15 protein-coding genes are annotated in these 12,838 nt (G+C 57.0%); 11 read left to right on the top strand and 4 right to left on the bottom strand.

The window, feature by feature from the left end; translation table 11 throughout:
* Positions 1-3: 3 nt before the first annotated feature.
* Positions 4-486, bottom strand: a complete 483-nt coding sequence (locus tag HIJ39_RS10125; protein WP_169099267.1) for a flavin reductase family protein — start codon at positions 484-486, stop codon at positions 4-6.
* Between the two features lie 217 nt (positions 487-703).
* On the opposite strand from HIJ39_RS10125, the gene HIJ39_RS10120 reads away from it, so the two are divergent.
* Together HIJ39_RS10120 and HIJ39_RS10115 are read left to right on the top strand one after the other, a co-directional pair.
* Complete coding sequence (locus HIJ39_RS10120) at positions 704-1,741, top strand: metalloregulator ArsR/SmtB family transcription factor (protein ID WP_169099265.1); 1,038 nt, start codon at positions 704-706, stop codon at positions 1,739-1,741.
* Positions 1,742-1,811: 70 nt separating this feature from the next.
* Complete coding sequence (locus HIJ39_RS10115) at positions 1,812-3,080, top strand: MFS transporter (RefSeq protein ID WP_169099263.1); 1,269 nt, start codon at positions 1,812-1,814, stop codon at positions 3,078-3,080.
* Here HIJ39_RS10115 and HIJ39_RS10110 read toward each other — a convergent pair.
* Positions 3,077-3,769 carry a RibD family protein gene (locus HIJ39_RS10110; RefSeq protein WP_169099261.1) on the bottom strand — a complete coding sequence of 231 codons (693 nt, stop codon included), beginning with the start codon at positions 3,767-3,769 and terminating at the stop codon, positions 3,077-3,079. The two genes, HIJ39_RS10115 and HIJ39_RS10110, sit on opposite strands and share 4 nt — an antisense overlap.
* A gap of 178 nt (positions 3,770-3,947) precedes the next feature.
* Between HIJ39_RS10110 and HIJ39_RS10105 the strand changes: the two genes are divergently transcribed.
* The 8 genes from HIJ39_RS10105 to HIJ39_RS10070 all read left to right on the top strand — a co-directional run bounded on the left by HIJ39_RS10105 (position 3,948) and on the right by HIJ39_RS10070 (position 10,846).
* Positions 3,948-4,412 (top strand): DIP1984 family protein, encoded by a 465-nt coding sequence (locus HIJ39_RS10105; protein ID WP_169099259.1) that lies wholly within the window; start codon positions 3,948-3,950, stop codon positions 4,410-4,412.
* 365 nt (positions 4,413-4,777) lie between these two features.
* Positions 4,778-5,593: an EamA family transporter gene (locus tag HIJ39_RS10100; protein ID WP_169099257.1), complete on the top strand. Its 816-nt coding sequence runs from the start codon at positions 4,778-4,780 to the stop codon at positions 5,591-5,593.
* Between the two features lie 1,113 nt (positions 5,594-6,706).
* Positions 6,707-7,291, top strand: a complete 585-nt coding sequence (locus HIJ39_RS10095; protein ID WP_207711600.1) for a reverse transcriptase domain-containing protein — start codon at positions 6,707-6,709, stop codon at positions 7,289-7,291.
* A 313-nt stretch (positions 7,292-7,604) separates the two neighbouring features.
* Complete coding sequence (locus HIJ39_RS24890; RefSeq protein WP_338055138.1) at positions 7,605-8,291, top strand: group II intron maturase-specific domain-containing protein; 687 nt, start codon at positions 7,605-7,607, stop codon at positions 8,289-8,291.
* Positions 8,292-8,663: 372 nt separating this feature from the next.
* Positions 8,664-8,891, top strand: a complete 228-nt coding sequence (locus HIJ39_RS10085) for an addiction module protein (protein WP_169099255.1) — start codon at positions 8,664-8,666, stop codon at positions 8,889-8,891.
* Complete coding sequence (locus tag HIJ39_RS10080; protein WP_169099253.1) at positions 8,884-9,183, top strand: type II toxin-antitoxin system RelE/ParE family toxin; 300 nt, start codon at positions 8,884-8,886, stop codon at positions 9,181-9,183. The genes HIJ39_RS10085 and HIJ39_RS10080 overlap by 8 nt, the downstream gene beginning before the upstream one ends.
* A 220-nt stretch (positions 9,184-9,403) precedes the next feature.
* Positions 9,404-9,958: an MOSC domain-containing protein gene (locus HIJ39_RS10075; RefSeq protein ID WP_169099252.1), complete on the top strand. Its 555-nt coding sequence runs from the start codon at positions 9,404-9,406 to the stop codon at positions 9,956-9,958.
* Between the two features lie 372 nt (positions 9,959-10,330).
* Positions 10,331-10,846, top strand: coding sequence for a GrpB family protein (locus tag HIJ39_RS10070; RefSeq protein ID WP_169099250.1), 516 nt, complete (start codon positions 10,331-10,333; stop codon positions 10,844-10,846).
* Between the two features lie 94 nt (positions 10,847-10,940).
* Here the strand turns inward: HIJ39_RS10070 and HIJ39_RS10065 are convergent, their stop codons facing one another.
* Positions 10,941-11,369, bottom strand: a complete 429-nt coding sequence (locus HIJ39_RS10065) for a putative toxin-antitoxin system toxin component, PIN family (RefSeq protein ID WP_169099248.1) — start codon at positions 11,367-11,369, stop codon at positions 10,941-10,943.
* Entirely contained in the window at positions 11,366-11,671 is a 306-nt protein-coding gene (locus tag HIJ39_RS10060) for a type II toxin-antitoxin system prevent-host-death family antitoxin (RefSeq protein WP_169099246.1), read from the bottom strand. Before HIJ39_RS10060 ends, HIJ39_RS10065 begins: the two co-directional genes overlap by 4 nt.
* A gap of 224 nt (positions 11,672-11,895) precedes the next feature.
* On the opposite strand from HIJ39_RS10060, the gene HIJ39_RS10055 reads away from it, so the two are divergent.
* Positions 11,896-12,699 carry a DUF3658 domain-containing protein gene (locus tag HIJ39_RS10055; protein WP_169099244.1) on the top strand — a complete coding sequence of 268 codons (804 nt, stop codon included), beginning with the start codon at positions 11,896-11,898 and terminating at the stop codon, positions 12,697-12,699.
* Positions 12,700-12,838: the final 139 nt, after the last annotated feature.

Here is a 12,838-nt window from a genome sequence, read left to right as displayed (position 1 = left end):
CTTTTATCCGGCATAAAACCAACCCGTATTCCACATGTCCAAGGCCTTGGCGTTTTCATCGCGGATGCCCGCGTCAATAACTTCACCTATAAACACGGTGTGGTCTCCTCGCTTGACGGTGTCGGTCACTTTGACCTCTACCCAGGCGGGCAGTTCGGTCAGCAGGGGGACGCCGGTAGCCGATCCCGATTCGTAGGGGTGGCCATTCAAGGTGTTGTTTTCCTGCTTGGTGGGACGAAAGAAGTCTTGGGCAATCTCTTTTTGGTCCGCACTTAGGACATTGATCGCGAATTGACCCGTGGTCTCGATAAGCTGGTGAAGGTGCGAATCGGCCTTGACGGCGGCCATCACCAGCGGGGGTTGAAATGAGGCTTGCGACACCCAGTTGATGGTACCTGCAGCGACATCCGCGCCCGTCCCGGACGTGCCGATGTAGAGGCCGTAGGTAAAAAGGCGCAGCGCGGTCTTCTTGATTTGCGCGTCCATCCACTCATCTCCTCTGCAAGTTGGGAAATATGACCAAAACCAGCCTAACGCAGGCGCTGGGTAAACACAAGGGTAAGCGTTCGCCCGCTGGGCTCTGCACTTTGGCACCTGTTTGGCGATGGTCCCATCGCGAATGATGTTCGATGTCAATAGAATATCCATGTTGACATAAATAGAATGTCGAGGTAAAATGCGGCCAAGGATGGAGGGGTATGCCGTGAGCCCGTTGCTGCCTGGGGTGTTTTTAATCCGTTCGCCAGTGTTCGAATTACTGGCATCCATGTTTCGGCTGCAATCCCACGAGCATCTTTCCAAGACGCCAGCAGCTTTAACGTTGGCAGATTTCGATGTGGACTTGTTTGTGGATCGGACACGGAAATCCCTGCCGCAACCCGTGTTGGAGGGGCTCAAAGTCTTCTTTAACGAGGAAAGCTATTTGGGCTTGTCATTAGTAAGTTTTGCCTGGGTCCAAAGCGCCTGGCAATCGGTGGAGATCTTCATGGACCGGCTCTCCCAGATGTCCCCGCGTGAGCTTTTCCGGAGCCTCTTGAGTACGGGCTATAGCCCTGACGGACCGCTCAACATTGATGATCCTGAGAGCGTGAGAGATTACATTAACAGGACTAATCTGCCCGACCTGGAAAAATGGAAACTTAGCTATCTGTATCTCAACGCGGAGAGCGCGAAACAGCAATTTATCGACTTGGTGGCCCAATGCCATGAGAGATACTTTGCGGCGGAGTGGGAGCGTCTTCAAAAGCTGCAGGACGAGAGTATGGCGCGCGTGGCTGAAAGGGTGCATTCGCATCGGGATTTGATGAACGAATTTCCGATTTTAAATGGAGTGCCGATTGATAATGGGGGGGTGGAGGTCGTATTGGCCCCGTCCGTTTTTTATCACTTGGACAGCTTGTCGTCCTTTAGTGATGAGCGTTTGCTGTTTATCGCCCTCTACGGCATTCATTATCTAGGACGGAAGTCGATGCGCAGCGATGAAATGGCCGGGTTTCTGAAGGTGCTGTCTGACGAAACCCGGATCAAAATCATCAAGACGCTGGCCGTCACTCCCTGCTTTGGGTACGAATTAGCGCAGCGTCTGGGTCTGTCCAATTCCACCATTTCCCATCATCTCGCCATTTTGGCGGATATGGGTCTGGTTGTTCCTGACCGCCAAGAGAACCGGGTTTACTACACGCTGGACCGGCAACGGCTTGGCGCGCTCTTGGCCTCGTTAGACCGCCAACTGCTCGGTTAATTTTTTGCGCGGTTGTTCGATGATTGTCGAAGTAATGATTGACGAATATAAAAACAGGGGGGCTTATCTCGTGAATTTTGGAGCCTTTCCGCAATTCCTCAAGCAATATCCCGAGGCTCGGAAGCTTTGGGCGAGCGAAACGGTAAAAGCTTTCGGATCCTATTTCTTCAACATTGCGGTTATGTGGTTCGTCTTTGCCCAGACTGGTTCAGGAGTAGCGATGGGGTTAGTGGTGGTGGCCAACTTTTTGCCCACCGTGATTTTGGGGCCATGGTTTGGCGTTTTGGCGGACCGCCATAGTCGCCGACGGTTGATGATGTGGGCGAATCTGGCCTCCGGGTTGCTGGCGGGTTTATTGGCCCTGTCCGTGTTGGGGCGCTTCCACGCCATTTGGCTTGTTTATGTGGTTCGCGGCCTCATGGGCGTGGCCTCTAGCTTATATGATCCGGCCCGCGCCTCTATCTTGCCCGATATTGTTGGCCAAGACGACCTGCTTACGGCCCACGCCTTGTTCCATAGTTCGCAACAGGTGGCCCGCCTGATTGGCTCGGCAATGGGAGGGTTGGCGGTGGCTTTGGCTGGGGTGGGGCTCACCATGACGCTGGACGTGCTCACGTTTGCCGCCGCGGCGATCTGGGTCGCGCGGATTGCTCATCCTGATCACAATGCGCCAAGCCAGGAGGTGTTGACGTCGTCCGCCTGGAAAAGCGCCTTTGAGGGGTGGCAATGGTTGCGCCAACGGCCCGTGCTTCTGGTGATGATGGGGATCGGCATGGTAAGCAATATTGCCCTGGGTCCAACTAATGTTCTGCCCCCGATGCTGATTCGGGATACGTTTCATGCCAGCGCACGCGCCCTCGGCCTTTTCGACTCCGCCATGGGCCTCGGCATCGTGGTGGGTGGGGTGATTATCGGGATGTTTACCATCCGCCGCATGGGGCTCTCCATGGCGGCTGCCTTGGGCCTTGAAGCGACCGGATTGCTGATGGTGGCGGTGTCGCCAACCCCGGTTGTGGCTGATGTGGGCAACTTCCTGTTGGGGGGCGGTTTGGTGGCCGCCAATGCTCCGGGCGGGGCGATGATGCAGACGCTGGTGCCTAGCCGTTTGTTAGGGCGCGTGTCATCGTTTTCCGGCATGCTGTCAGGGTTGGCGGTACCCATTACCTTTGGGGCAGTTGGCGTTGTGGGGGACGCTATTGGAGCCCACAGAAGCTTTGGATTGGCCACGGTCTTGATGGCCTCCACGGTGGTGGCCGCCTTAATGGTTCCGGGCATTCGCCGTTTTCGGTTAACCCCTGTAGCGAGTCAAGCCAATGTCTCAATTACGGAGGAAGCCTAAAGGGGCGCCGCAGCGGGTGCAGTTGTAACCCGGTAATGCGCCCAGACTGACTGACCATCAAGACGCTCGCTGCGAATCAACTGCAAGCGAATGATATCGTGAATATCGGTGATGTTGGGGCGATCGTAAATGGTTGGTGTGTTGTGTCCGCCAACTAACAGCGGGTTCCAAACGACGCTGACTTGATCGACGAGACCCTCTTGAAGGAAGGCCGCGTTAATACGCCCCCCGCCCGTAAGTGCCAGTCGGCGAAACCCCCGACGGTACAGTTGGGCTAGTGCCAAGCGCAAGTCGACATGGCGACCGTGGCCAGCAAAAATGGCATCAATGTGTTTCTCAGCCAGTTGGGCGCGATATTCCGGTGCGACCGTTTCTCGCGTAACCACAATGAGTCCCTCGGTGTGAGCCCATTGGATTCGGCCTCGCCCATCAACCACGATGTAAGCTTTCGACTTTTTTGGCCAGTAGCCTGGGGATGGCAGGCGAATGGGGTGCGAACCCCAGATGAGAACCGACTCGCTTCCCGACATTAGCCCATCGCAATCCAGATTATCCGCCAAGTGGTGAATATGATCGTGAGACTCCATTAGCCCTTCTGCTATCCATTCCGTCACGTTTCTTCCTGGCGCCGTCGTGATGCGTCCGTCGACCGACGCTCCCATGATGATGATGACCTCGGGTCGCGGCATCCTTTTCATCCCTTTCGTGGTTTAGGGGCAGCGTACCAGGAATCGCCGACACCCTCTGTCACCGTTTGCCTGTGACGTGACGTTTTTTCTTGCCAGAGGCGTTTGTTCGGTATAGACTGGAGTCATTCTTGAACCCCATGAAAGCACTAGATCTTCACATCAGAATGGAGGGAGACCCATGAAATTGGCGGAAGCTTTAGCGGAGCGCAAAGGGTTGGCTGACCGCATGACATCCCTGTCTCAGCGCGCCCGGCGCAGTGTTGTGGCTCCGGAAGGGCGTGCGCCCTTGGAGGCCGTTACCGATATTCTGGAGGAACTGGATCAAACGCTCGCCCGCTGGGAAGAGCGGGTGGTGCAAATCAATCGGGCCAATATGACGGTGCGATTGGAAAACGGCATGACCCTAATGGAAGCATTGGCCCGGCGCGACCGCTTGACCCGGCACATCGCCATCCTTAGCGAAGTGATGCAGGTCGCCACAGGGGGCCCTCATGAACGGTTTGGCATGGTTCCCCGGGAAGCAGCCACGATGGTTCCGACGATGGATGTCAGTGCATTACAGAGTCGCCTCGACCAGGTGTCGGCAGAGCGTATGGCGTTGGATTTGGCCATTCAGCAAGCCGGCTGGGCATACGACATGTAATCCGTCCAAGCGTGGTGTAATGGCGGATGTGTCCACCTCCTCACCCCTTAAGGTGAAGGAGCCTCTTTCCTTGTCGGGATACGCACAGTGTAACAGGTATGGGGCACAGGGGCATAGGGCAGCGGGTACAGCGTACCCTGGGACACATTCTACATGAGGGTGGGTTTGGGGATGCTTGGATGGCTCAGCGCCTCCGTCAAATGACCAGGGCCAAAAAACACGTCGTGTTGATTTCCGGATGATACTTAATGAGCGGGAGCCGCCTGTTGAAGCTTTAAGGTTTCGTCGTTCTCAAGAACTGTCCGCCCCATCGTCTATGATACGCTGATGGGAAGAGGGCATTCTTCGGGAAGGCGGCGGAATCAGTGTCATGGGCGGTAATTGTTTTCGTGCTGGCATCCGCCGGGTTGCACCTCGGGTGGAATCTCCTCGCGCGAACGTATTCGGGGAGTCTTCGGTTCGTGTGGTTATTGACGCTCTTTGGCGGCATTGCGGCAACATTAACGACGGTGGCATTGCGCATACCCTTTCGCCTTCAGGGCATCTGGCCTTATCTCTTGGGGACGGTTATAGCCCACGCTCTCTATTTCTCCGGATTGTCCCGGGTCTACCAGGGTGGGGCATTAGGGGACGCCTATCCCGCGACTCGCGGACTCGGCATCGCTGGCACCGCAGGATTGGGTTGGCTACTGTGGGGGCAACGACTTGCTGGGCTCACGCTTCTCGGCGTGATTGGGATTGCGGTTCTGGTAGCGTGGCCGGCCCTTAAAGCCCGATGGAGCCTTCGGACAATAGTTTGGGCGATTTTAGTGGGGGCGGCCATTGCTCTGTATTCCACCATCGACAATCACGGCGTTCGGCTCGTTTCGCCAGTCGTCTACATTGCCTGCCAATTTCTTGGAACAGCCCTCGTTTTAACGCCGATCGCCCTCCGAGAGAAGCGAACGGTCGGGATCGTAGGACCGGCGGCTGTCGGCGGGTTGTTTAGCGTCGGCTCGTACCTCTTGATTCTCTTCGCCTATCGCGTTAGTGCCGCGGCTCCGGTCTTGGCGCTCCGTCAAATCAGCATTGCGGCGGCACCCTTTGTAGGTTGGCTCATGCTAAAAGAACCGATACCGCGGCAGGCGCCATGGATAGCCTTGGGGATCGCCGTGGGTGCCTTGCTGGTGGTGCTTCACTAAGGGGCTAGGATCGCAAGGAATCTTGGTTCAAACGCAGGTGGGCTCAACCGGGAGGTCTACGTCCTCAGAGGTTCCCGAATTTCCCGACGTGATCACGTAGTGCGAACCGGATCATTTCGTAGGCCGTCTCCTGGGGGATGTTGATGACTTTTTGGCTTTGAGCATTGTTCCGAACTGCCTCCACCGCGGAACCATATTGAATGGTGTAGAACCAATTCGGTTGCAGGGCTGAGACCGAAGGGTGACTGCCGGCTCACGGCCGTATCTGACCAATCCTCAATCCCAGGACCAACACTCCCCTCAGTGCTGCGCGGTGTAATATCATGAGGGCCTAATCCTTTCCCGTTCGGCCTCATGTCTAGTCCACACAGATCATAATGCGATTTCCCTGCCCCACGTCACGGAAGGGCGTATAATCAGGCCACATGCTAGACAGGCAAAAATCCATGATTTTTAAATGAATAGAGACAATCGATACTCTACGAGCCCTAACAGACCGACCTTCTAAGCAGACTTTCGAGACCTTGGGGGTGTGTCGTCAGAGGGAGTACTCTCAAAAACGGGTATCCGGATTTTGGTGCGCTGTGAAGGCGCACGGCTTGGGAACAAGTCGTCGCCGAACTATGCGAGAGATGAGGGACGGCCCCTCGAAATCGCCTTACAGGAGGAGATTTCAAACCACCGTCAGCGGCTTGGGTCAAAAGCCCCGGTCGTGAGCGTGACGGAAAAGGCCCTGCTAGACGGGGTCAGGTGGGCGCGCGGGAGCTGAACGCCAGTGAACCCCTGACGAGGTGTCGAAAGGATAGAGACGTCATCAAAACCGGGGTCCCAAATTTACCCCGGGACAAGTGGAGCAGGAACCTGCTTACTGGCTCCACGGTGGCCGGCATGAAGGGGGCAGGACCCGTGCACAGGCTCTGGCATGGAACGCAGGAACCTTCGCTGCGATGGCAAGGGAAAATGCCGAGCGGAAGCCCCGCGAGGCAGAAAGTACCAAGGCGCAGCAAGGGACGGAGGCTCTCGTAGTAGTGACGAACCCGCGTAATGGCGGGGGAGCGAAGGGGAGCCAGTATCGAGGGACTGGAAATGTCGTCAACCAATCGGGAGGAACGCATGGACAAGCCCAAACCTTATGCCATTCCGAAGAGGCTCGTGTATCAAGCATACAAACGCGTGAAAGCGAATCACGGGACGGCCGGGGTGGATGGCGAAAGCCTGGCACGCTTCGAGGAGCACCTCAAGGACAACCTCTATAAAATCTGGAACCGCATGTCCTCCGGCAGCTACTTTCCACCGCCGGTGAAGGCGGTGGAAATTCCCAAGAAGACGGGTGGAGTCCGAATTTTAGGGGTGCCTACGGTGGCCGACCGCATCGCGCAGATGGTGGTCAAGTTGACCTTCGAGCCTTTGGTCGAACCCCACTTTCATCCCGACTCGTACGGGTATCGCCCCGGACGGTCGGCGCATGATGCGTTGGCCCAAACCCGCCAACGCTGTTGGCGGTACGATTGGGTATTGGAGTTCGACATTAAAGGGCTGTTTGACAACATTCCTCATGATCTCCTCATGAAGGCGGTGCGGCAGCACACCCAAATTCCGTGGGTGTTACTCTACATCGAACGGTGGCTAGGGGCCCCACTGCAACAGGCCGATGGCACGCATATTCCTCGAACCCGGGGCACCCCGCAGGGGGGCTAATGTTAAGCTTTACATTAGCCCCCTTATGACAAGTAAATCGTAATGGAAAGTCCGAACTGGAAAGGCGCATGGCACCTTGAATAGCTCGCCAATTACTTTCCATAACGCCGAGGCCGCTTTTGTTGGAAAAGCCTTCTAAAGTATCCCAAACCAACGAAAAAAGGCCTTCAGTAGAAGCCATATTGGCCAGCATCACCACAATCTCGGGTGGGATGCCGGATCTCGTTATGGAAAGCAAATCGAACACCAATGCCCTAAAGTCAAGGTCTTCAGCCGCTAACTTGGCATAACGATTTACTTGTCATAAGGGTCGGTGGTCAGTCCGGTGTTGGCGAATCTGTTTCTCCACTACGCCTTTGATGTCTGGATGGATCGGCGGCACGCCGACCAGCCGTTTGAACGCTATGCCGATGATGCCGTGGTGCATTGTCGATCATATGCGGCCGCGGCCCGACTCAAGACGGATCTGGCGGCCCGGCTGGCCGCCTGTGGACTGGAACTGCATCCCACGAAAACCCGGATTGTCTACTGCAAGGACAACCATCGGCGCGGAACCTATCCCGAGATAAGTTTCGACTTTCTCGGTTATACGTTTCGCCCGCGACGCTCCAAGAACCGGTATGGGGAATACTTTACCAACTTCACGCCCGCCGTCAGCCAAGCGGCTCAGAAGGCCATGCGGCAAACCATCCATGATTGGCGCTTACACCTTAAGGTGGGCTGGAGCCTCACGGACTTGGCCCGCCTAGTCAATCCGATTGTGCGGGGCTGGATGCAATACTACGGCCGGTTTTACCAATCGGCCCTGTATCCGGTCCTGCGCCACCTGAATCGCATGTTGGTGCGCTGGGTGGAATGGAAGTATAAGAAGTTGCGCGGCCATACGCGTCGCGCCGAGCATTGGCTCGGCCGTGTCGCGCGCCGTGACCCACGCTTGTTCGTACACTGGCAATTCGGAAGACTCCCGGCAGCGGGTCGGTACGGGAGCCGGATGAGCTGAGAGGTTCACGTCCGGTTCTGGGAGGGCCTCGGGGTGCGATTCCCCGGGGCTACTCGCCTGATTGATCGCTCCCTCTTGGGAACCTTCTTCATGCGGAGGCAAATCCGGATTATGTGATTGATTCGGCCGCCTGCTTGGCCGACGTCACGAATCCGAGGATAGCAATCCTTAATGCACATACGGGCCGGATAGCGACCTAGCATAACATCCGGTCAAATCGGCGCGGTGAGCTTGGGGACGACGGGAAGAGAGGTATAATGAGAATCATCAGGGTCGACGTCGTGGACTGTCGCGCGCGAGGTGAATGAGCGAAATTCGTTGGGTAGGAATGTCGGGATGGATAAGAATGCAGAAAGGCAGGAGGGGAATTCGGTGACCCACGATGAACTAGAGGTCGAACTACGGAAGCTCGATCCCCGAGAGCGGGCGCGATTGGCGGCAGCGCTGCTTAACAGCCTAGAAGAACTGTCGGAAGATGAGAATGCGCGTCTCTGGGCGGAGGAGGCGGAACGACGGCACGACGATCTACTGGCCGATCAGACCTTGGGCCGATCCGCCACGGACGTCTTCCGGGAGATCCGGGAACGCCTCGGTGGATAAGATTCGCGTGACGTTTCATCCGGCCGCGGAGATTGAACTGTATGATGCGGCGTTGTATTACGAAAGCCAAAGACGCGGGCTGGGCAGCACATTCCTGCAAGCCATCGAGACGGCGATGGACGAAATTCGCGAAAACCCGATGGCGAGTCCGCGGGTCCAGGGTGTCGTGCGAAGCAAACGGGTGCGGCGGTTCCCCTATGGTTCCCCTATTCTGTCATGTACTCCGCTGAGAATGGTGATCTCCGGATTCTCGCCATCGCAAATCAAAAGCGCCGATCGCTCTACTGGTTAAGACGTCAATGAGTCGCGACCATTGAGGCTTTCAGCGAGAGTCGAGAAGCTGATGGCGGTCCCTAGACACAGGCAAGGGTAGATACGGGGGCGAATGTCCATGAAGGGTTTTGGTCCCGCACGCCCGAATCCACGCTAGTATACGGCAGAAGTTTGGGAGAGCGGCTGCGCCGGATCAATTCCGACACGGCTACCATGGAAGAGGAGGGGGTGAGGAGCGCATGTCCAACTCTCTATGGGGAGAGGTTCAATCCGTGAGCCGGAGTGCGACGCATTCATTTACTAAAGAAACACTTCCCGCGATTACTCTGCTCGCTGGGTTGGGTGTGGAGGGCGACGCCCATATGGGGACCACCGTGAAGCATCGCTCACGGGTGGCCAAAGATCCGAATCAGCCGAACCTGCGTCAGGTTCATTTGATCCACGCTGAGTTATTCGACGAACTGCAGGAGGCCGGGTTCCACGTGCAACCCGGCCAAATGGGGGAAAACATCACCATCCGTGGGATCGATTTGCTGGGATTGCCGACCGGCACTAGGTTGCAGATCGGGGAGCGAGCTGTCATACAACTGACCGGGCTCCGTAACCCGTGTGCCCAAATCAATGAGTTTCAAGCAGGGCTCTTGAGTGCTGTCTTGGACAGGGATGAACACGACAATGTTATCCGAAAGGCGGGGGTCATGGCTATCGTGTTAACGGGGGGTCGGGTTTGCGTTGGGGACTCTGTCCACATCAAGCTGCCTGAGGAACCGCATCGCCGCCTCCAACCCGTGTAGTCCGTCGCCTTGGGTAACTGAGGGCGAATGTGCTCGAAGACAAGACTGGCGGGGATAGACGGTTTTAAAGAGGGGGGTGTTGGATGAAAGCCTTCAGCCGCTCATGGACAATTGGACTACCGTGGATGATGAGGCCGTCGCACACTGGTACGTTGAAACGACACTAGAACCCAACGGTTTATAAGGGGCCTCACCGCCAACTATTTGGGTATGCGATAGGGGTGGGTAGCGCCTATCACTACGGCGAACGGGGGCGAAGCTGCATGAGTCCGATTGGGCTATTCGCCCTCGTTTGCAGCGCCACTAGCCATGCCTTCAGCCCCTGGTTGCTATAATAAACACGAGAGCCCATCAGCCACGAGGAGGTGTGTCTTGAAGGTCCGACTTACGGCCCATAATGACAATTGGGCTCGCAAGTTCGAGGAGGAAGCCGCCGTGCTCCGACCGATTTTCGGTGAAAACGTCGTGACGTTCGAGCACTTCGGCAGCACTGTTGTGCCTGGCTTACCGGCCAAGCCCGTGATCGACATGATGTGCATCGTCCAAAGTATTGAGAAAATCGATGCGTGTAGTGAGCAAATGGCGGCGCTCGGATACGACGTGGCGGGCGAATGGGGCATCCTGGGCAGACGCCTGTTCCGGAAGGGTGGAGACGACCGGACCCATCATGTCCAGGTGTATGAAGTCGGGAGTCCGCAGATCTACCCACATTTGGTCGTCCGAGACCACCTGAGAGCCCATCCCGAGGAAGTGGAACGATACGGCCAATTAAAAGAGGTTCTGGCCCAGCGGTGGGATGATACGAGGGACTACAGTCCCGCTAAAAAACCGTTTGTGCAGGCCCTGGAACAACGAGCTCTGCGATGGGACCAGGAGACACGTGCGTGATCCGTTTTGTAAGCGGCAAAATGCTACAGAACAAGCCAATGATTAATGCGCCGAATCACCTGGCTTCGGGGGCGAATATGCATCAGCGCTCCCGTTACTCGGTTCCGGTGCTCTCTAGGTAATCGGCGAAAGCCGCCGGATCGATCAGGCGGGTAGACCCGAAGGATCCTAAGGCGTGTAACGCCTTGTCACCCGTCACTAAGAATTGAGCCTGGGCATTTTTGGCCGTGGCCAAAATCCAATCGTCTTCCGGGTGGGTCGCCACCCCGGTGACCGGCTCGATGATCGGCTGTAGCACGGCCGTGCGCTTGAGGAGCGTGAGAAAGCGGTCCGTCCGCTCCGGCCCGAGCCGCGCGGCAAAATAGGGTTTCGTGAGCGTGCGCTCGACTTCATCCAATAGCGGCTCGGACACGTAAACCTGAAATCGGCCGGTCAGCCAGCCTTCGCGGATCACCGCCAACGGTCCTCGATCCGCGCGCACCGCCGAGACGAGCACGTTGGTATCCAGGACGACCCGGATCATGCGGGAGGGGGACCGTCGGTGTGGGACCGACTCTCCTGCACGGCGCGATCCACCGCGCGGTTAAATTCTTCCGGGGGCACATCGCGGAACGCCTGCCGCATCTCATCCATCGTCTCCCGCAGCTCCGCCATGCGCCGGTCCCGTTCTTGCAGCCACTCTAGGTCTTGGGGACTGACCACCCCGGCAACCGGAACCCCGCTCTTTTCCACGATGACGCGGGTCTTGTCGCGGGCGACCTCGTTCACCACTTCGCTCCAGCGTTGCCGGACGTCGGACGCCTTCAGTACTTTGTAACTACCCACGGGCATATCCTCCGATTGTACAAAATTGTACGATAACCTCATTATAGCACAGACGTGCCAAAGAATGGCAGATAGTACGTGCAGTTAATGATGATGATTCGGGGGCGAGTGTCCCGGAAGGTGAAGCTTGCAACAAGTGAAAATACGGCGGAAGATGAGTTGAGACTGGGAATTATCAAGGTAAAGGCGCGGTTGATGCGTCGTCCAAGGGTAGGAGTCGTCGGATGCAAACCCACGTGGTCTTTGGGGAGTCTATCGCCGGAACCATGAAATTATTGGGCCTACCTGATCCGGTTATGGCCTTAGAAGACGATTTAAGTTGCGGGCCCTTGGGGGACATGTTGAGTGAGGCCACCCGAGAGGACCGCGTCGAGTGGTGGAGCCGTGTGCTCGTCCCTTCGCAACCACGGTACCTCCAAAGTCTCAGGCGGAGCTGGGAGCGGGTCGGCACGTGGCTGCACTCAGGCGGTCGGGACGACGCGGTGGTCATCTGGGTCGCGGAGAACCCGGCGGAGTTGACCGGTGCCTCCGGTATTCTGGCCCATCTGCCCATGACGGCGCCGGTGTCTATCATTAATGTCAACCAGGCCTATGCGCGTGTGCATGATACGGCGGAAGTTCAGTCCCTCATCAAATATACCGGCGAGATCATCCCGGATGAACTGCCGCCATTGATGGATCATGCCGTTCCGTTGTCCCCCACCGCTCGCTATGCCGCCATCGCCCAGTGGCACCGACTGGTCGAGAGCGGCGGCCACTTGCGCCAGATCGTGAACGCCCAAGTCGCGACCGCCGGGGTGGATTATTTGGATCCCTTCATTGTTGAGCAGGCGCAAGCTCTGCTGCGCCGTCAGGAGCGTCTTCGCGCGGTCAGGCTGGTCGGTGAATGTCTCGGTTGGCATCCCCAAGTCACCAGCGATGCACTGATCTTCTGGCGTATTCGGTGTCTCATCGAATCGGGCGTCTTTACCTATACTGGGTCTCTGAAGAGCATGCGGGACTGCTTCCTTCAACTGGCGGGCAATTGACGCAAAGGGCCCAGAAAACGCCGCCACAATGATGGCGTGTGGAGGATATGCTTCAGATAGCTAGTTTGTGCTGAAAAAATCACCGCGTCGGATCCTTGAAAACCGCATAAAAGCAGGGATTCCCAGCCCTTTTGTCGAA

This window comes from Sulfobacillus harzensis, from assembly GCF_012933365.1.
Classification (GTDB): domain Bacteria; phylum Bacillota; class Sulfobacillia; order Sulfobacillales; family Sulfobacillaceae; genus Sulfobacillus_B; species Sulfobacillus_B harzensis.
This window is presented reverse-complemented; position numbering and strand designations above follow the sequence as displayed.